The sequence below is a fragment of the Massilia sp. TS11 genome (genome assembly GCF_022012445.1).
GTDB lineage: Bacteria > Pseudomonadota > Gammaproteobacteria > Burkholderiales > Burkholderiaceae_D > Telluria.
Genome location: NZ_JAKLTS010000005.1, coordinates 185,206 through 203,035, shown reverse-complemented (window position 1 = coordinate 203,035; position 17,830 = coordinate 185,206). Strand labels below are relative to the sequence as shown.

Below are 17,830 nucleotides of genomic sequence, written 5' to 3'. Positions count from 1 at the left end.
AACGTGCGCTCGCCCGCTATGGGAAGCACTTTATCGAAATGACACCGAGGTGTTTTTGCGCCATATCAAAGCGCTAAAGTGAACTCGCTCAAGCAGCGGGAAACGGTGCCTGCGGATCCTGCTCGGCCCAGGCGATGAAGCGGTCGAGGCTGGCGAGCCAGCTGTGCAAATCGGCCGCCGCGACCGGGCCGGCAGCACGCAGGGCCAGCAGCGCGTGCTCGACCAGGCGGGCCTGCTGGCCGAATTCCGGGTAGCCGAACGTGGCCGCCGAGCCGGCCGCCGCGTGCAGCGCCTGCAGCACTTGCTTGTAGCAGGCTTCGTCGGCGCTGCCGTCGGCCAGCATGGCACGGCCCGTGCGCAGCTGGTCGAGGGTGACGGGAATGGTCTTGGCGAACTGCTCGCTCAGGGCGCGCAGCCGCGCCTGAAACGCCGGATCGTTCTGGACCGACATGCTTACTTGGTACCGAAAATGCGGTCGCCGGCGTCGCCCAGGCCCGGCACGATGTAGTCGTGGTCGTTCAGGTGCGAGTCGAGCGAGGCCACATACATCTTCACCTGCGGGTGCGACTTCTGGAACACTTCGACGCCTTCGGGCGCGGCCACCAGGGCCAGGAAGATGATCTGCTCGTCGGTCACGCCGCGCTTTTTCAGCACATCGACGGCGTGCACAGCCGAATTACCGGTCGCCACCATCGGGTCGCACAGAATGAAGGTCCGCTCGGACAGGTCCGGCAGACGCACCAGATACTCGACCGGCAGATGGGTCTCGGGATGGCGGAACACGCCGATGTGGCCGACGCGGGCCGAGGGCACCAGTTCCAGCAGGCCATCGCTCATGCCGATGCCGGCGCGCAGAATCGGCACCACGGCCAGCTTCTTGCCGGCGATCACGGGGGCGTCGATTTCCTGCAGCGGGGTGGCGATGCGGCGCGTGGTCAGGGGCAGATCGCGCGTGATCTCGTAGCCCATCAGCAAAGTGATTTCGCGCAGCAGCTCGCGGAAGGTGCGGGTCGAGGTGTCGCTGGCCCGCATGTGGCTGAGTTTGTGCTGGATCAGCGGATGGTTGAGGATAAACAGATTGGGAAAACGCGGATCTTGTTTCATGGCGGCATTCGGTAAGGTTGAATGTGAATTATCCCAAGCTTTGGCCGCCATGACTAGGCGGTGAGCGCGCGGCCGAGAATCAGCTCAAAATCTGTGCTCGCCGGCAGGCGCCCATAGGCCCCGCCCGGCCCTTCCGGCAGGCGGCTGGCGACAAAGGGCTGGCTGACATAGGGCGGTGCGTGGCGCAGCAGCAAGCCGGCCTGAACCAGCAGCACGATGCGCTCGGCCAGCACGCGCGCCATGGTTTCGTCCTGCTGCGGCGAGGCCAGACTCAGGGTCAGAGCCGACAGCGCGCGGTCGAAGGCCGGATCGCGGCCGACGGCCAGCTGCAGCTCGGCCAGCAGCGCGTCGCGCGCCGCATGCGACTTGGCCAGCGCGCGCAGTACATCGAGGCACATCACATTGCCCGAACCTTCCCAGATCGAATTGACGGGCAGCTCACGATACAGGCGCGCCAGCGGCCCATCCTCGACATAGCCATTGCCGCCCATCACTTCCATCGCCTCGGCGCCAAAGCCGGGGCCGCGCTTGCACAGCCAGTACTTGCCCGCCGGGGTCAGCAGACGGCCGAGCGCCTGCTGGGCCGGGTCCGCGCTTTCGTCAAAGCAGCGCGCCAGACGCAAGGCAAACGCGGTGGCCGCTTCCGACTCCAGGGCCAGATCGGCCAGCACGTTTTGCATCAAGGGCTGCTGCGCCAGGGGTTTGCCGAACACATGGCGCTGGCGCGCGTGGTGCAGCGCATGGGTCAGGGCGGCGCGCAGGATGCCGGCCGTGCCGATCACGCAGTCCAGCCGGGTCAGACTGCCCATCTCCAGAATGGTCGGCACGCCGCGTCCGATGGCGCCCACCAGCCAGCCCTGGGCGCCGTGGAATTCGACCTCCGACGAGGCATTCGACTTGTTACCGAGCTTGTCCTTCAGGCGCTGCACGCGGATCGCATTGCGCTGGCCATCCGGCAGAAAGCGCGGCACGAAAAAGCACGACAGGCCGCGGCTGGAACCGGGCTCGGTCTGGGCCAGAATCAGGTGGGCATCGCACTGGGGCGCCGAGAAAAACCATTTATGCCCGACAATCTCCCAGGCATCCTGGGCCGGATCGCCGAGCGGGCGCGCGAAAGTGGTGTTGGCACGCACATCGGTGCCGCCTTGCTTTTCCGTCATGCCCATGCCGATCAGCACGCCCGTTTTTTCCGTCACCGGGCGCGAATGGGCGTCGTACTGGCGCGACAGCAGTTTGGGCAGCCAGGTTGCGACGATCGCCGGCGGCGCCTGGCGCAGCGCCGGCACGCTGGCAAAACTCATCGTCACCGGACACTGGGCGCCGTTCTCCCACTGGCCGAACAGCAAATACTGGGCCGCGCGCGCCACATGGGCGCCGGGCTGGCCACTGTCCCAGGGCGAGGCGTGCACGCCCTCGCTGATCATGCGCGCCATGATGCTGTGCCAGGCCGGGTGGAATTCGATTTCGTCGACGCGGCGGCCGCCCCGGTCATACATCTGGTGGCGCGGCCCCTGGGCATTGGCCTGGCGCGCCAGCTCCTGCATCTCGGCCTGGCCCAGATCCCAGCCGAGCGCGTACAGCTGCGAACCGGCCCAGCCCGCCCCCTCACGCGCCACCGCCTCCTGCAAAGCCGGATCACAGGCGAACAGATTGACGTCCTGGAAGGGGCTCGCTTGGTTAAATACGCTGTGGGTGTCAAAATCGGCCATGCCGCACCTGTGTCGGAAATTGAATTTGTTGCACAAAGCGTCGCACATGCATGGCGATTGCGCGACAATGCAGGCAAATGGCAGGCTAGCCGAAAGCGGCGACGGCGGCAAGCCAATCGCGCACTGGTCAGAAAGTTGCCCCAAATCAAGGCCAACGCGGCATCTGCGCCACATCAAGGTGTGCGAAATCAAGGGCTTAAAAGCTGTTTTTTAATGCTTTGCTGTATGTTTCTCTGATACATTCACGTCAGCTTTGGTAAACTGCCACGACGCCAAACACAATTAGTCAAAAAACAGAAGATGCAGTCCCCTGCCCCGACATCAACAGACGCCGCGCCGCGCCAGGAACTGGCAACGCTCATGGAAGCGGCGGGCGATGTCGTGTTCCGGCTCGATCTCGACGGGCGGATTCTGTTTGCCAGCCGCCGCGCGGCCCTGCTGATTGGCCTGGCCCACGAACTGAACGGCACGCTGCTCAGCGATCTCGCGCCCGACACCGACCAGCCCGCGCTCCAGAATGCCATTGCCGACACCGGCCAATACCGCCAGCCGGTGCGCGTCGAAGCCCGCCTCAAGACTCCCGAGAAAGAAATCTGGTTCGAGCTGCGCCTCAATAGTTTCGAGCAAAGCGCCAGCGCCGCCGAGGAATTGTTGGTGGTCGGGCGCGATATGACGGCCCAGCACGCCACCGAAGAGCGCCTGCGCCACATGGCCACCCATGACGCCCTGACCGAGCTGCCCAACCGCCTGCTGTTGTCGGACCGGATCCGCATGGTGATCGCCCAGGCGCGCCGCTCGGGCCAGGGCTTCTCGGTCGCCACGGTGGGTCTGGACGGCTTCAAGAAAGTCAATGACGGCCTCGGCCACCCAATTGGCGACGCCGTGCTGCGCCAGGCCGGCCAGCGCCTGCGCAAGGTGCTGCGCGACTCGGACACGCTGGCGCGCGTCGGCGGCGATGAATTCGTGGCCGTGCTGCCCGGCACCTTCAGCGAGGCCCAGATCAAGCTGGTCACCGGGCGCCTGCTGGCCACCCTCCAGTCGCCCTTCGAAATCGACAATCACACGATCTATGTCGGCGCCTCGATCGGGGTCTCGATCTACCCCCAGCACGCCGAGGACGACAACCGCCTGCTGGCTCTGGCCGACGCCGCCCTGTCGCGCGCCAAGGAAACCGGCAAGGGCCGCGCGATCACCTACAGCCAGCGCGCGGGCGGGCCGCCGCAGCACGATATCTCGCTCGAGGCGGCCATGTTCCAGGCCATCCGCGAGGGCGAATTCCTGCTCTACTACCAGCCCATTGTGGATGCGCCGACGCGCCAGATCCAGGGTTTCGAGACCCTGATGCGCTGGAAGCATCCGGGCCTGGGCATGGTGCCGCCGGCGCGCTTCATCCCGATCGCCGAGACCAATGGCCTGATCAATCTGCTCGGCGCCTGGGCGCTGAAGGCGGCCTGCGTCCAACTCAAGCAATTTGAAGAGGTGGCCAAGCGCCCGCTCTATATCTCGGTCAATATCAGTCCGCGCCAATTCCGTAACGATAAATTCCTTGAGGTGCTCGACGACGCGATCGCGTTTTCGGGCGTTCCGGGCGAACAGCTCGTGTTGGAAATTACGGAAGGCACGCTGATGATCGATCCGGCCCACGCCGAAACGATTCTGGGCAAGATGGCCGAGCGCAAAGCGCGCATCGCCATCGACGACTTCGGCACCGGCTATTCGTCGCTCGCCTATCTGAAGCGTTTCCCGATTTCCGTGCTCAAAGTCGACCGCGCTTTCATCAAGGACCTGCCCGAGAGCACCAAGGACGCCGGCATCTGCAATGCGGTGCTGGATCTGGCCAAACACATGGAGCTCTCGGTCGTCGCCGAGGGTGTCGAGACCGAGGATCAATTGCACTACCTGGAACAGCGCGGCTGCCAATACATCCAGGGCTACCTCACTGGTAAGCCGATGCCAGCCAATGTCGCGCTGGCAGCCCTGAAGGAAAATCTGTACGAGGCCTTCATGCCATCCGATCTGCGCGCGGGGGGCCAATGACGACGACCACTCTGCAATCGGCCACCGCCGAGAAGACCCTGGCCCTGCTGTGGGAGCGTATGCGCCAACAGGGCGACATGCCGGCCTTCGCCAAGGCCATCAATGCCATCCTGGGCGCCATGCGCGGCGAGGACGAGCACGAATTCAATATGACCCAGACGGTCCTGTCCGACCCGGTGCTGACCAATAAGGTGCTGCGCCTGGCCAATTCGGGCATGTATTCGGCGTTTGGGCAGAGCATCAACACCGTCTCCAAGGCCGTGCTGGTGCTCGGCACCGAGGCGATCGGCCACCTGGCCCTGGGTCTGAAGCTGATCGAAGAACTGAGCAATTCCTCGCCGAATTCGGCGATCGCCCATGCCGAGATGGAAAAGGCCGTGCTGGCCGGGATGGTCGCGCAGCAGGTCGCCACCAGCGCACACAGCCGCTACGCCGAGGAGACCGTGGTCTGCTCGATGCTGCACACGCTGGGCCGCATGCTGCTGACTTTCTACATGCCCGACCGCTGGCTGATGCTGCAACAGCACGGCGGCGCCGGCAACGAGGACAAATCGGCTGAAGCCGTGCTGGGCCTGAGCGTGGCCGATATCGGCCGCGCCGCCGCCGAGCGCTGGGGCCTGCCCAAGAATCTGCTGTCCGGCATGCGCCAGATCGCGCCGCGCGACGACGACGAGGAACTCTCGCACGCCGACTGGATCGCCACCGTGTCGACCATGGCCTCGCAGTGCGCCGACAAGATGTGGGCCGACGACGCCGCCGGCGCCAAGGAAGTCGAGCGCATCCTGAGCGCGTTCGCCCCCATGCTGCGGCTCGAGCCCAGCATCCTGCAAGGCGCCATCGCCCAGGCGCGGGCCAGCGCCGCCAACGACCTGTCGATCGCCCCGCTGGCCAAGCCGCACGAGAAGCGCGTCAAGCAACTGGCGGCGATGCGCATCCGGGCCGAGGGCAACAAGATTCTGATTTCCGGCGTGGCCGACATGCGCGACGTCCAGGCCACGGCCAGCCCTGGCCAGATGATGTCGATGGCGCTCGAAACCGTCTATCAGGGCCTGGAATTCACCCGTACCGTGGCCTTCCTGCGCAACCGGCGCGACAAGCAGTACGTCGCCAAGATGGGCTTCGGCACCGGCGTGCGCGAGCTGATTCCGCAGATGGTGTTTTCCGACGCCTACGAGCCGAACGTTTTCCACGCCGCGCTCAACAGCGACCGCGTGATCTTCATCGAAAACGCCAAGGACCCGAAATTCGCCGCCAAGCTGCCCGACTGGTGGAAGAACACCCTGTCGACGGCGCGCAGCTTCGTGATCCTGCCGCTGCTGACCAATGGCCAGCCGGCCGGCTTCATCTACGGCGACTGGGACGAGAGCTTCCCCGAAATTCAGCTGAGCCAGACGGAATTCGGCCTGCTCAATGATATCCGCGGCCTGGTGGTGAAGACGGTCGAACGCCGCCTGCAGGTGGAAGTGGCGAGCAAGCTCGCCTGAGTCAGACCGGATGCGGCGCCGTCGCGCGCCGCGCCCACCACCACGCACCCAGGGCAAACAGGGCCGCCAGGTAATACACCGAGGACGGCCCGAACTGCTTCCACGCGGCCGCCATCGCCAGCCCGCCGATCGAACCACCCACCCCATACGCCAGGCTGATGAACAAGGCCTGCCCGCGCGCCAGCAACGGCCCGCTGAACCAACGCTGCAGGGTCACGATGCTGGCGCTGTGGTGGGCTGCAAACGTCAGCGCATGCAGGCACTGCATGGCCACCAGCACAGCGCTGAACTCGGCCGCCGCCCCGATCAGCGCAAAGCGCAGGCAGCCGACCAGCAGCGCCGCCTGCATCACGCGCGCGGCCCCGAAGCGGCCGAACACGGGCGCCTGAAAATTGAAGAACACAATCTCGCACAGCACGCCCAGCGACCACATCATGCCGATCACCGTCTTGCTGTAGCCATGCACTTCGAGGAACAGCGAGTAGTAGGCGTACAGCGACATGTGGGCCGCCACGGCCAGCCCGGTCGAGATGAAAAAGGCCTGCACCTCGCGCTTGCGCAGCACCTGGCCGAGCGGCAGCGGCGCGCTCGTATGCGGCAGCGGGGCCACCGCGCGGATCGTGAATGTGGCCAGCACCGTCAGCACCAGCATGGCGCCGGCCAGCCAAGGCAGCAGATGGATGCCATACAGTTCGAGCACATAGCCGAAGCCGAGCACGGCCGCGATAAAGCCGGCCGAGCCCCACAGGCGCACCTTGCCGTAGCGCGCCACGTCGCCGCGCATCTCGGTCAGCATCAGGGCCTCGCCGAGTGGGGTCTGGGCGCTGGTGAACAGGTTCAGAAACAGCATGGCCCAGAACAGAGCGGGAAAACTGTCGGCCACAAAAATCGTTGCAAATGCAACTAATGCCGCGATCGCCGTGGCGCGCAGCACCGTCAGGCGCTGGCCGCTGCGGTCGGCCACCCAGCCCCAGACGTTCGGGCCGACGATGCGCATCACCGGAATCAAGGACATCAGAATGCCGACCTGGGGCGCGGACATGCCGCGCGCCGCAAACAGCAAACTGGCGAAGGTGGTGAACACGCCCGCATGGGCGTAGTAGACGAACAGGAAGCCCGAATAGCGTGCGCGCTGGACTGGCGCCATCAGGCGATCTTCGGGGTGTCCACGTGCACGTCGCCGCACTGGGCGCGGTGCATCAGCGCGTGGTCGATCAGCACCAGGGCCAGCATGGCCTCGGCGATCGGGGTGGCGCGGATGCCGACGCAGGGATCGTGGCGGCCGAAGGTCTCGACCAGCACTTCCTCGCCCGCCTTGTCGATCGAGCGGCGCGGCACCCGGATCGAGGACGTCGGCTTGATCGCAATCGACACCGTGATGTCCTGGCCGGTCGAAATCCCGCCCAGCACGCCGCCTGCGTTATTGCTGAGGAAGCCCTGCAGCGTCAGCTCGTCGCCATGCTCCGAGCCCTTCTGCGCCACCGAGCGGAAACCAGCTCCGATCTCGACCCCCTTGACGGCATTAATGCCCATCATGGCGTAGGCGATGTCGGCGTCGAGCTTGTCGTAGATCGGCTGGCCCAGGCCCACCGGCACGCCGCTGGCGCAGACATCGATGCGCGCGCCGATCGAGTCGCCGGCGCGGCGAAGTTCATCCATCGCCGCTTCCATCTGCGCGATCAGGGCGGCGTCGCCGCTGGCGGCAAAGAAGGGGTTGGCGTGCACATGCTCCCAGCCCTGAAAAGGCACGGCGATCTCGCCCAGCTGGCTCATGCAGCCGCGGATGACGGTGCCATACTGTTCGTGCAGCCATTTCTTGGCGATCGCCGCCGCGCCCACCACCGGCGCCGTCAGGCGCGCCGAGGAGCGCCCGCCGCCGCGCGGATCGCGGATGCCGTATTTGTGCCAGTAGGTGTAGTCGGCATGGCCGGGACGAAAACGTTCGACGATATTGCCGTAGTCCTTGGAACGCTGGTCCTCATTGCGGATCAAAAGCATGACCGGGGTGCCGGTCGTGCGGCCTTCGTACACACCTGACAAGATTTCCACCCGATCCGCTTCCTGCCTTTGGGTGACGTGGCGCGAGGTGCCGGGCTTGCGGCGGTCCAGTTCGGGCTGGATATCGGCCTCCGACAGCGCCAGGCCCGGCGGTACGCCATCGACCACACAGCCGATGGCGGGGCCGTGCGACTCGCCAAACGTGGTGACCGTGAAAAGCTTACCGAAAGTATTGCCGGACATAGGAATCTGCCGATGAAAACAATGGGAAATCACATTCTACCAGCCCTGCCCCGGCCCGGTTCTGCCCTATACGGAAAGCGCACTGTGGGCAAAACGCCTCCCCCTGCCATTTTCGTAACAATCCGCTATATACTGTGGCCATAATCTGCATGCTGGAGATGGAATTCATGCCCTTGACGAGCGCGCCTTCGGAACTTCCCGAGGACGAACACGACGATCTGGTCTTCCTCGAGGAACCGCCAGCCGCCGAGGTTCCTGCCGCGTCCCGCCCGGCCTGGCGCGTCATGATCATCGACGACGATGAAGACGTGCACTCGACCACGACTTTCGCGCTCGGCAATCTGGACATGCAGCACCGCCCGCTCGAATTCGTGCACGCCTATTCGGCCGAGGAAGCGCGCACCCTGCTCGCGCGCGAAACCGATCTGGCCGTGATCCTGCTCGACGTCGTGATGGAACAGGACGACGCCGGCCTGCACCTGGTGCGCTATATCCGCGAAACCCTGAAGCTGGCCGATGTGCGCATCATCCTGCGCACCGGGCAGCCCGGCTACGCGCCCGAGATCGACGCCATCCGCGATTTCGACATCAACGACTACAAGACCAAGTCCGAACTCACGCGCATCAAGCTGTACACGACGGTGACGGCGGCGATCCGCTCCTACGAGCAGATCCGCGCCATCAATGCCAGCCGGCGCGGGCTCGACCAGATCGTGCGCGCCGGCACCGAGCTGATGGCCCTGCACGGCATGCATAATTTCGCCGCCGGCGTGCTCGCCCAGGTGGCCCGCCTGCTCGGCCAACCCGCCGACGGGCTGCTGTGCGTGAAGGAGTGCCCGCTGCATGGCGTGCACGAGCTGATGGTGGTGGCGCGCGCCGGCAGTTTCGTCCATCTGGATGCGGTCTGCCTGAGCGTGGCCCATGCGCCCGAGGTCGCTGCGGGGCTCGAGCGCGCGCTGAGCGAGCGCGCCAACATCTACGAAAACGCCCACCTGCTGCTCTACTTCCCGGGCAAGGCCGGGCGCGACTTCGCCGCCTACTTCAAGCTGGCCCGGCCGATCGAAGACATCGAACTGCGCCTGCTCGACGTGTTCACCAGCCACGTGGCGGTCGGGCTCGACAATGTGGAGCTGGTCACCCACCTGCACAATGCGGCCTTCTACGACCAGCTGTCCAAGCTGCCGAACCGCACGCGCCTGATCGAAATCCTAGACAGCGTGCTCGATTCGCCGGCGCGCGAAGACGCCACCTTGTCCCTGGTCGACCTCGACCATTTTGCCGAGACCAATGACGCGCTCGGCCACCAGTTCGGCGACCTGCTGCTGCTGGCCGTGGCCGAACGTCTGAAGAACCGGCTCGACCCGGAGCTGACGGTGGCGCGCATTGGCGGCGACATCTTCTGCGTGCTCGGCTCGTCCAGCAGCGTCAATCCCGACACCGTGCTGCCGCTGTTCGACACGCCCTTCTCGATCGACGGCCAGGACGTGCAGCTGACCGCCACCATGGGCCTGGTGCGCCTGGCCGAGCATGACGGCAGCGGCGCCGACGCCCTGAAGGACGCCGACATCGCGCTCAAGCGCGCCAAGTCGATGCAGCGCGCCGGCCATTTCTATTTCTCGCGCTCCATGGGCGTCGAGATCCGCGAGCGCGTGCGCATGATGCACGCCCTGCGCAACGGCTTCGCCAAGAACGAACTGTATGTCGTGTATCAGCCGCAGATCGACATCGCCACGCGCCGCCCGGTCGGGGCCGAGGCCCTGCTGCGCTGGCAGACGGCCGATGGCAAGTTCATCACGCCCGACCGCTTCATCCCGATCGCCGAGTACTCGGGCCTGATCATCGATATCGGCGAAATGGTGATGCGCACGGCCATGCGCGAACTCGTGCGCCTGCGCGAGCTCGGCTACCTGGACTTCACGATCTCGATCAACGTCTCGCAGGTGCAGTTCCGCCACCCATTCTTCCTCGACATCCTGCGCAATGCGCTCGAGGAAACCAAGGCGCCGCCCGAATTCGTCGAACTCGAAATCACCGAATCGATGGCGATGGAAGAACCCGATCTGCTGATCAAGATGCTCAGCCAGGTCAAGCAGACCGGCGTCTCGATTGCGATTGACGATTTCGGCACCGGCTTTTCCTCGCTGTCCTATCTGCAGCGCCTGCAGGTTGACCGTCTGAAGATCGACCGCGCCTTCGTCACCGAGATCACGAGTTCGGCGCGCGGCTCCAGCATTGCCGAAATGGTTTGCCAGCTGGGCCGCAATCTCGGCCTGTCGATCGTGGCGGAAGGGGTCGAAGACGAGCGCCAGGCGCAAATCCTGCACGCCATCGGCTGCCCGGTGGCCCAGGGTTTCCTGTACGCGCGCCCGATGGCGGCGCCGGCCCTGCTCGAGTGGCTGAATCAGGACACGGCCAGCGCCGCCTGAGCCAGCAACAATCAGGGGCGCCGCGGCGCCCCTGATGCTTACTCGTCTTCCTGGGTCGTTTCAGCCGGCCAGTCGCGGATATAGGCCTTGAGCATCTTGTTCTCGAAGCTCTGGGCTTCGAGCACGGCCTTGGCCACGTCGTAGAAGGAAATCACGCCGAGCAGGGTTTTGGCGTTCATCACCGGCAGATAGCGCGCATGCTTTTCCAGCATCATGCGGCGCACCTCATTGACCTCGGTCTCGGGCGTCACCGTCAGCGGATGGTCGTCCATGTGCTTGCGCACCGTGCCCGCGCCGAGCGCGCCGCCATTGGCGTGCAGGGCCTTCATCACCTCGCGGAAGGTCAGCATGCCGACCAGGTCGCCGTACTCCATCACCACCAGGGAACCGATGTCGCGCTCGGCCATCGTGTTGGCGGCTTCGACCAGGGGCATGTCCGGCGTCACGGTGTAGAGGATGTCGCCCTTGACTTGGAGAATTTCAGAAACTTTCATGATGGCCATCCTTCGCAGCGGGTGAAAATACTTATTCACAAGGACTGTAGCCGATGCATGCTAAAAAATCCAGTTTTGCGCTGGCGGCCGCTGTCGCAAGGGTGCTACGATGCGCCCCATCTTTTTTACCGAGAAGAATGCCATGAGCGGAAACCTCTCCCCGGGCTTTGACACCCTGGCCCTGCACGCGGGTTCGGCGCCGGATCCGGCGACCGGGGCGCGTGCCACCCCTGTGTATTTCAGCTCCTCGTTTGCCTTCCGCGATGCCGAGCACGCGGCGGCGCTGTTCAACATGGAACGCGCCGGGCATGTGTACTCGCGCATCTCCAACCCCACCAATGCGGTGCTGGAAGAACGTATCGCCGCGCTCGAAGGCGGTGTGGCCGGCATTGCCACGGCCAGTGGCCAGGCCGCCCTGCACCTGGCCCTGGCTACGCTGGCCGGCGCCGGCGACCACATCGTGGCGTCGCGCGCACTGTATGGCGGCTCGCACAATCTGCTGGCCTACACGATGAAGCGCTTCGGCGTCGACACCACGTTTGTCGACCCGCGCGACCACGATGCCTGGCGCGCGGCGATTCGCCCGAACACCAAGCTGTTGTTCGCAGAAGCGCTGGGCAACCCGGGCCTGGATGTGCTCGACATCCCGGCCGTGGCCGCCCTGGCGCATGAGCACGACCTGCCGCTGCTGGTCGATGCAACCTTCACCACGCCGGCCCTGCTCAAACCTTTCGACCACGGCGCCGACCTGGTGTTCCACTCGGCGACCAAATTTCTGTGCGGCCATGGCACGGCCATCGGCGGCCTGCTGGTCGACAGCGGCAACTTCGACTGGCAGGCGGCGCACACGCGCAGCGGCCGTTTCCCCACCCTGTGCGAGCCGTACGAGGGCTTTCATGGCATGGTGTTCAGCGAGGAGTCGACGGTCGGCGCGTTTGCCCTGCGCGCCAGGCGCGAAGGCCTGCGCGACTTCGGCGCGTGCATGAGCCCGCATAACGCCTTTGCCATCCTGCAGGGAATCGAAACCCTGGGCATGCGCATGGAGCGCCATGTGGCCAATACGCGCAAGGTGGTTGAGTTTCTGAGCAAGCAGGCGGCCGTCGAAGCGATCGCCTATCCCGAGCTCGACAGCCACCCCGACCATGCGCTGGCCCAGCGCCTGCTGCCCAAGGGCTGCGGCGCCGTGTTCTCGTTCACGCTCAAGGGCGACCGCGCGGCCGGCCAGCGCTTTGTCGAGTCGCTCAAGGTGTTCTCGCACCTGGCCAATGTGGGCGACGCCAAGTCCCTCGTCATCCATCCAGCCTCGACCACGCATTTCCGCGTGCCCAGCGCCCAGCTGGCCGCGGCCGGTATCGGCGAAGGCACGATGCGCCTGTCGGTCGGTCTCGAAGATGCCGACGACCTGATCGAGGATCTGGCGCGCGCGCTCAAAGCTTCGCAGAAAGGGGCCTGAGATGGAATTCCACGTCAACGGCCTGCCCGCCTATGTCTACACGGGTGGCAAAGCGCTCGACCCGGCCAAGCCCAGCCTGGTGTTCATCCATGGCGCCCAGAACGACCATTCGGTGTGGGCGCTGCAAAGCCGCGCACTGGCCCACCACGGCTACAACGTACTGGCCCTCGACCTGCCCGGCCACGGCCGCAGCGCAGCGCCCGCCCTTAGCAGCGTGGAAGCCATGGCCGACTGGCTGTGGGCCCTGCTGGACGCGGCCGGGATTGCCCGCGCCGCGCTGATCGGCCACAGCATGGGCTCGCTGATCGCGCTCGAAGCGGCGGCCCGCGCGCCGGCGCGCATCGCGGGCCTGGCCATGCTGGGCAGCACCTATCCGATGAAGGTGGCCGACGCCCTGCTCGCCACGGCGCGCGACAACGAGCCCCAGGCCATCGAGATGGTCACGGCCTGGTCGCATGCCTCGCAGCTGCCGCGCCCGTCCACGGCCGGCCCGGGCGTCAGCGTGCACGGCGCGGCGCGCCGCCTGATGCAGCGCATGTCTGCCATCAACCCGGCCCAGCTGTTCTACACGGACTTTGCGGCCTGCAACCAGTACGCCAACGGCGCCGCGGCGGCCGCGGCCGTCAGCTGTCCGACCCTGTTCATCTTTGGCAGCAAGGACATGATGACGCCGGCCCGCTCGGCCAAGGGGCTGACAGCGTCTATCGCGCATGGCAAGATCGTGATGGTCGAGGCCGGCCATGCCCTGATGCAGGAGCAGCCCGACGCCGTCCTCGATGCCTTGCGCGCCTTTGCCGCCAGCCTGCCCTGGAGTTAAAGCATGTACACGAGCTTCGCCGAGTTCTACCCGTTTTATCTGTCGCAGCATGCCAACCGCCTGTGCCGGCGCTGGCATTTCATCGGTTCGACCCTGGCCCTGATCTGCCTGGCCCAGCTCCTGATGACTTTCGACTGGTGGTGGGGCCCGGCGGCGCTGGTGGCCGGCTACGGCTGCGCCTGGATCGGGCATTTCGTCCATGAGAAAAACCGCCCGGCCACCTTCACTTACCCACTGTATTCCTTCCGCGGCGACTGGGTGATGTACTGGCAGATGCTGAACGGGAAGATCAGCTGGTAGGGGCCGCGTTGAAGTAGGCGCCGATCGACTGGTCCAGACCGGACTCGACGATCGCGTCGACCTTGCGCGCCAGCGGGCCGTCGCCCTGGAACACGAACATGCGGTAGACATCGGCCAGGCGCACCTGGTCCGGATTGGCCAGCAAGACCCAGTGTTCGGCCTGATAGCGGATCTTCTTGCCCCAGGCGCCCAGCTTGCGCGGCTGCTCCACCTGCACCCGTCCGACCCAACCGGCCTGCTCCATTTTTTCGAGCAGGTCGAGCATCTCATCGAAGCCCACCCGCGTGTAGTAGCGGATCGCCACCCGGCTGGTCAGCGCCGATTTGCGCTCGCGCCCCTGGCGGTACAGCACTTCCAGAATCGCCACTGCATCGATGAATTCATCGCCGGGGCCGGGTGCATACCACCAGCGTTCGTATTTGACGACCGGCAGCGAGGCCGTCAGCAGTGCGCCGATCAGGGCGATCATCCAGCACAGATACACCCAGATGAGGAACAGCGGCAGCGCCGCCAGCGCGCCATACACGACGGCATAGCTGGGGAACTGCTGGATGAACACGGCAAACAGGCGCTTGGCGATTTCAAAGCACAGGCCGGCCACCACCCCGCCCCAGAGCGCGTCGCGCCAGTCCACATAGCGGTTCGGCACGGTCAGGTAGAGCAGCATGAAGGCGCCCGAGGTCAGGGCCACCGACAAGGTGGTGTAGAACATCGTGCCGATGAAGGGCCAGCGCGCCAGCAGGCCGCTGGTGGCCATGAACAGCTGCGAGGTCACCGTCACGGACAGGCCGATCAGCAGCGGGCCGACCGTCATCAGGGCCCAGTAGATCAGGGCGCGCTGGGCCAGCGGCCGCGGACGGCGCACACGCCAGATCTGGTTGAAGGCCTGTTCGATCTGGTGCAGGGTCAGGCCCGACGTGATCAGCAGGGCAATCGCGCCGAAGAAGGAGACGCGCGACGCCTTGTTGGCAAACTGGGTCAGATGGTTGAGGATGGTGCTGGCAATCCCCTTCGGAATCAGGCTCTGGGCGAAATACTTCTGCAGGCCGACCTCGAAAGCCTCGAACATTGGGAAGGTGGTGAAGATGGCGAAGCAGATCGTCAGCAGCGGCACCAGCGAGAGCACGGTCGTAAACGTCAGGCTGCCCGCCACTTCCGGCAGCTTTTCCTGCCCGAGACGGCGATAGGCGAAGCGGAACAGGTCGCGCGCCTCGCTCAGGGTGAGGCCACGGACGACATCGACGCCGGCATTAATCATATCGGTGGTCGAGCGCGAAATGGACTGGACGGTCTTGGAAAGCATGGACGAACTGCGAAAACTCCCTCTGGCAAAGCGCCCTATAATACCAACGATGAGCTCCCAGAACCTGATAATTCTTGTTTTATATTATTCCCGTCACGGCGCCACGCGCCAGCTGGCCCAGCTGATCGCCCAAGGCATCGAGAGCGTGCCCGGGGTCGACGCCCGCCTGCGCACCGTGCCGGCCGTCTCGCCCGTGTCCGAAGCGACCGCCCCGGCCGTGCCCGATCATGGTTCGCCCTATGTCGAGCTGGCCGACCTGCAGGAATGCGCGGGCCTGGCCCTGGGCTCGCCGACGCGCTTCGGGAATATGGCCGCCGCCCTCAAATACTTCCTCGATGGCACCTCGGCCGACTGGCTCAGCGGCACGCTGGTCGGCAAACCGGCCGTCGTCTTCACCTCGACCGGCAGCCTGCACGGCGGCCAGGAATCGACGCTGCTGTCGATGATGCTGCCGCTGCTGCATCACGGCATGCTGGTGCTCGGCCTGCCCTACACCCATCCCGAGCTGATGACCACGGCCAGCGGCGGCAGCCCCTATGGCGCCACCCATTGGTCCGGCCTGGAAGGCAAAAAGCCGATCAGCGAGGACGAAAAGCGCCTGGCGATCGCGCTCGGCAAGCGTCTGGCTGAGACGGCCCGCCAGCTGGCACGGGGGCGCCATGCTGAGTAAGGCGCAAAAAGGCTTTCACGCGGCCGCGCTGGCCAGCATCGTCATCCTGATCTTCTGGCTGCTGGCCTGGGAAGTCTGGGTGGCCCCGCTCAAGCCGGGCGGCTCGCTGCTGGCCCTCAAGGCTCTGCCGCTGCTGGTGCCGCTGCGTGGCGTGATCAAGCGCGACGTCTACACGCTGCAGTGGTCGTCGATGATGATCCTGCTGTACTTCACCGAGGGCGTGGTGCGCGGCTACAGCGACACCGACCCCGCCTCGCGCCTGATGGCCTGGGGCGAAACGGCCCTGGTGCTGGTGTTCTTCCTCGCCAGCATACTGTTCCTGCGGCCCTACAAGCGCGAGGCCAAGCGCCTGGCCAAGGAACTGATCGACAAGGTGAACGCCAGTAAATGAGCGATTTTCTGCACGACTGCGTGGCCCTGCTGGGCGCCGATCAGGTGTTGACGGGGGCCGACTGCGCGCCCTATCTGACCGACTGGCGCGGCCGCTTCACGGGCGCCGCCCGGGCCGTGCTGCGGCCGGCCAATACCGAGCAGGTGGCCGCCATCGTGCGTCTGTGCGCGAGCGCCGGCGTGCCGATCGTGCCCCAGGGCGGGCGCACGGGTCTGGTGCTCGGCTCGGTGCCGGACGCGAGCGGCCAGGCCGTCGTGCTGTCGCTGGCACGCCTGAATAAGGTGCGCAGTATCGACGTGCTGAACCGCACCGTCACCGTCGAGGCCGGCTGTATTCTGCAGCAGATTCAGGAAGCGGCGGCCCATGCGGGCTGCCTGTTCCCGCTGTCGCTGGCCTCGGAAGGCAGCTGCACGATCGGCGGCAATCTGTCGACGAATGCGGGCGGCACGGCCGTGCTGCGCTACGGGAATACGCGCGAACTCTGCCTGGGGCTGGAAGTGGTCACGCCCCAGGGCGAGGTGTGGAGCGGTCTGCGCGGCCTGCGCAAGGACAATACCGGCTACGACCTGCGCGACCTGTACATCGGCGCCGAAGGCACGCTCGGCATCATCACGGCGGCCGTGCTCAAGCTCTATCCGCAGCCCAAGGCTGTGCGCGTGGCGATGGTCGCGCTCGATACGCCGCAGCAGGCCTTAGCCCTGCTGGCCCGGCTGCAGGAAGCCTGCGGCGCCAGCCTGACCGGCTTTGAGCTGATGTCGCGCCTGTGTCTGGATCTGGTGGCGACCCACTTCCCTCAGCTGCCGCGCCCCTTCCCCAAGGGGCCGGCGCAGTACGTGCTGGTGGAACTGTCGAGCAGCGAATCCGAGGCCCATGTCACGGCCCTGCTGGAAAGCAGCATCGGCGAGGCCCTGGCCGCCGGCCTGTGCAGCGACGCCGTCGTGGCCGAATCCCAGGCCCAGTCGCAGGGCCTGTGGGCCGTGCGCGAGCATATTTCGATGGCCCAGGCCGCGGCCGGCAAGAATATCAAGCACGATGTGTCGGTGCCGATTTCGCGCATCGGCGACTTCATCCAGGCGGCCGAGGCAGCCCTCGGCACGGCCTTTCCGGGCTGCCAGGTCGTGTGCTTCGGCCACCTGGGCGACGGCAACCTGCACTTCAATGTCGCCCCTGCCGCGGGCGCCTCGCACGAGGCCTTCCTCAGCAATCAGGCCGCAATCAACCGCATCGTGCACGATCAGGTCGATGCCCATGGCGGCTCGATTTCGGCCGAACACGGCATTGGCGCCCTCAAGCGCGAGGAACTGCAGCGCTACAAGTCGCCGGTGGAGCTCGCCATCATGGCTGCCATCAAGCAGGCGCTCGACCCGCTCAACATCATGAACCCCGGAAAAGTGCTCTGAG

Annotated in this window: 16 protein-coding genes; 9 read left to right on the top strand and 7 right to left on the bottom strand. The window is 65.7% G+C overall.

Features of this window, described 5'->3' with window-relative positions; translation table 11 throughout:
• Window positions 1-88: 88 nt before the first annotated feature.
• Genes LZ005_RS09800 through LZ005_RS09790 form a run of 3 tightly spaced genes read right to left on the bottom strand, consistent with a single transcriptional unit; the run spans window position 89 to window position 2,813 of the window.
• A complete protein-coding gene (locus tag LZ005_RS09800; protein WP_237807176.1) occupies window positions 89-451 on the bottom strand; it encodes an Hpt domain-containing protein in 363 nt (120 codons plus the stop codon).
• A 2-nt stretch (window positions 452-453) separates the two neighbouring features.
• A complete protein-coding gene (upp, locus tag LZ005_RS09795; RefSeq protein ID WP_237807174.1) occupies window positions 454-1,104 on the bottom strand; it encodes a uracil phosphoribosyltransferase in 651 nt (216 codons plus the stop codon).
• A gap of 53 nt (window positions 1,105-1,157) precedes the next feature.
• Complete coding sequence (locus tag LZ005_RS09790; RefSeq protein WP_237807172.1) at window positions 1,158-2,813, bottom strand: isovaleryl-CoA dehydrogenase; 1,656 nt, start codon at window positions 2,811-2,813, stop codon at window positions 1,158-1,160.
• Between the two features lie 300 nt (window positions 2,814-3,113).
• Between LZ005_RS09790 and LZ005_RS09785 the strand changes: the two genes are divergently transcribed.
• A complete protein-coding gene (locus LZ005_RS09785; protein WP_237807170.1) occupies window positions 3,114-4,850 on the top strand; it encodes a bifunctional diguanylate cyclase/phosphodiesterase in 1,737 nt (578 codons plus the stop codon).
• Complete coding sequence (locus tag LZ005_RS09780; protein WP_237807168.1) at window positions 4,847-6,334, top strand: HDOD domain-containing protein; 1,488 nt, start codon at window positions 4,847-4,849, stop codon at window positions 6,332-6,334. Before LZ005_RS09785 ends, LZ005_RS09780 begins: the two co-directional genes overlap by 4 nt.
• A gap of 1 nt (window position 6,335) precedes the next feature.
• On the opposite strand, the gene LZ005_RS09775 is transcribed toward LZ005_RS09780, so the two are convergent.
• A complete protein-coding gene (locus LZ005_RS09775) occupies window positions 6,336-7,481 on the bottom strand; it encodes an MFS transporter (protein WP_237807166.1) in 1,146 nt (381 codons plus the stop codon).
• Window positions 7,481-8,575: a chorismate synthase gene (aroC, locus tag LZ005_RS09770; protein ID WP_237807138.1), complete on the bottom strand. Its 1,095-nt coding sequence runs from the start codon at window positions 8,573-8,575 to the stop codon at window positions 7,481-7,483. The genes LZ005_RS09775 and aroC overlap by 1 nt, the downstream gene beginning before the upstream one ends.
• Window positions 8,576-8,742: 167 nt before the next feature.
• Between aroC and LZ005_RS09765 the strand changes: the two genes are divergently transcribed.
• On the top strand, window positions 8,743-11,001 hold the full coding sequence (locus tag LZ005_RS09765) for a bifunctional diguanylate cyclase/phosphodiesterase (protein WP_237807136.1): 2,259 nt from the start codon (window positions 8,743-8,745) through the stop codon (window positions 10,999-11,001).
• Between the two features lie 38 nt (window positions 11,002-11,039).
• Here LZ005_RS09765 and LZ005_RS09760 read toward each other — a convergent pair whose 3' ends face one another.
• Window positions 11,040-11,495, bottom strand: coding sequence for a CBS domain-containing protein (locus LZ005_RS09760; RefSeq protein ID WP_237807134.1), 456 nt, complete (start codon window positions 11,493-11,495; stop codon window positions 11,040-11,042).
• A gap of 142 nt (window positions 11,496-11,637) precedes the next feature.
• Here LZ005_RS09760 and LZ005_RS09755 point away from each other — a divergent pair, with 142 nt between their 5' ends.
• Genes LZ005_RS09755 through LZ005_RS09745 form a run of 3 tightly spaced genes read left to right on the top strand, consistent with a single transcriptional unit; the run spans window position 11,638 to window position 14,065 of the window.
• The gene (locus tag LZ005_RS09755; RefSeq protein ID WP_237807132.1) at window positions 11,638-12,948 is read left to right on the top strand and encodes an O-acetylhomoserine aminocarboxypropyltransferase; all 1,311 of its coding nucleotides are present in this window, start codon (window positions 11,638-11,640) and stop codon (window positions 12,946-12,948) included.
• Window position 12,949: 1 nt separating this feature from the next.
• Window positions 12,950-13,765 carry an alpha/beta fold hydrolase gene (locus tag LZ005_RS09750; protein WP_237807130.1) on the top strand — a complete coding sequence of 272 codons (816 nt, stop codon included), beginning with the start codon at window positions 12,950-12,952 and terminating at the stop codon, window positions 13,763-13,765.
• A gap of 3 nt (window positions 13,766-13,768) precedes the next feature.
• Window positions 13,769-14,065 carry a DUF962 domain-containing protein gene (locus LZ005_RS09745; RefSeq protein WP_237807128.1) on the top strand — a complete coding sequence of 99 codons (297 nt, stop codon included), beginning with the start codon at window positions 13,769-13,771 and terminating at the stop codon, window positions 14,063-14,065.
• On the opposite strand, the gene LZ005_RS09740 is transcribed toward LZ005_RS09745, so the two are convergent.
• Complete coding sequence (locus LZ005_RS09740) at window positions 14,055-15,368, bottom strand: YihY family inner membrane protein (RefSeq protein ID WP_237807126.1); 1,314 nt, start codon at window positions 15,366-15,368, stop codon at window positions 14,055-14,057. The genes LZ005_RS09745 and LZ005_RS09740 overlap by 11 nt on opposite strands.
• Before the next feature lie 49 nt (window positions 15,369-15,417).
• On the opposite strand from LZ005_RS09740, the gene wrbA reads away from it, so the two are divergent.
• Genes wrbA through LZ005_RS09725 form a run of 3 tightly spaced genes read left to right on the top strand, consistent with a single transcriptional unit; the run spans window position 15,418 to window position 17,829 of the window.
• On the top strand, window positions 15,418-16,038 hold the full coding sequence (gene wrbA / locus LZ005_RS09735; protein WP_237807124.1) for an NAD(P)H:quinone oxidoreductase: 621 nt from the start codon (window positions 15,418-15,420) through the stop codon (window positions 16,036-16,038).
• Window positions 16,028-16,429 (top strand): DUF2069 domain-containing protein, encoded by a 402-nt coding sequence (locus tag LZ005_RS09730; protein WP_237807123.1) that lies wholly within the window; start codon window positions 16,028-16,030, stop codon window positions 16,427-16,429. Before wrbA ends, LZ005_RS09730 begins: the two co-directional genes overlap by 11 nt.
• Window positions 16,426-17,829, top strand: a complete 1,404-nt coding sequence (locus LZ005_RS09725) for an FAD-binding oxidoreductase (protein ID WP_237807121.1) — start codon at window positions 16,426-16,428, stop codon at window positions 17,827-17,829. The genes LZ005_RS09730 and LZ005_RS09725 overlap by 4 nt, the downstream gene beginning before the upstream one ends.
• Window position 17,830 lies beyond the last annotated feature (1 nt).

Coding starts and splice junctions, on each gene's coding strand:
- LZ005_RS09800 (WP_237807176.1), bottom strand. CDS start 451: ATGTCGGTCCAGAACGATCCGGCGTTTCAGGCGCGGCTGCGCGCCCTG.
- upp (WP_237807174.1), bottom strand. CDS start 1,104: ATGAAACAAGATCCGCGTTTTCCCAATCTGTTTATCCTCAACCATCCG.
- LZ005_RS09790 (WP_237807172.1), bottom strand. CDS start 2,813: ATGGCCGATTTTGACACCCACAGCGTATTTAACCAAGCGAGCCCCTTC.
- LZ005_RS09785 (WP_237807170.1), top strand. CDS start 3,114: ATGCAGTCCCCTGCCCCGACATCAACAGACGCCGCGCCGCGCCAGGAA.
- LZ005_RS09780 (WP_237807168.1), top strand. CDS start 4,847: ATGACGACGACCACTCTGCAATCGGCCACCGCCGAGAAGACCCTGGCC.
- LZ005_RS09775 (WP_237807166.1), bottom strand. CDS start 7,481: ATGGCGCCAGTCCAGCGCGCACGCTATTCGGGCTTCCTGTTCGTCTAC.
- aroC (WP_237807138.1), bottom strand. CDS start 8,575: ATGTCCGGCAATACTTTCGGTAAGCTTTTCACGGTCACCACGTTTGGC.
- LZ005_RS09765 (WP_237807136.1), top strand. CDS start 8,743: ATGCCCTTGACGAGCGCGCCTTCGGAACTTCCCGAGGACGAACACGAC.
- LZ005_RS09760 (WP_237807134.1), bottom strand. CDS start 11,495: ATGAAAGTTTCTGAAATTCTCCAAGTCAAGGGCGACATCCTCTACACC.
- LZ005_RS09755 (WP_237807132.1), top strand. CDS start 11,638: ATGAGCGGAAACCTCTCCCCGGGCTTTGACACCCTGGCCCTGCACGCG.
- LZ005_RS09750 (WP_237807130.1), top strand. CDS start 12,950: ATGGAATTCCACGTCAACGGCCTGCCCGCCTATGTCTACACGGGTGGC.
- LZ005_RS09745 (WP_237807128.1), top strand. CDS start 13,769: ATGTACACGAGCTTCGCCGAGTTCTACCCGTTTTATCTGTCGCAGCAT.
- LZ005_RS09740 (WP_237807126.1), bottom strand. CDS start 15,368: ATGCTTTCCAAGACCGTCCAGTCCATTTCGCGCTCGACCACCGATATG.
- wrbA (WP_237807124.1), top strand. CDS start 15,418: ATGAGCTCCCAGAACCTGATAATTCTTGTTTTATATTATTCCCGTCAC.
- LZ005_RS09730 (WP_237807123.1), top strand. CDS start 16,028: ATGCTGAGTAAGGCGCAAAAAGGCTTTCACGCGGCCGCGCTGGCCAGC.
- LZ005_RS09725 (WP_237807121.1), top strand. CDS start 16,426: ATGAGCGATTTTCTGCACGACTGCGTGGCCCTGCTGGGCGCCGATCAG.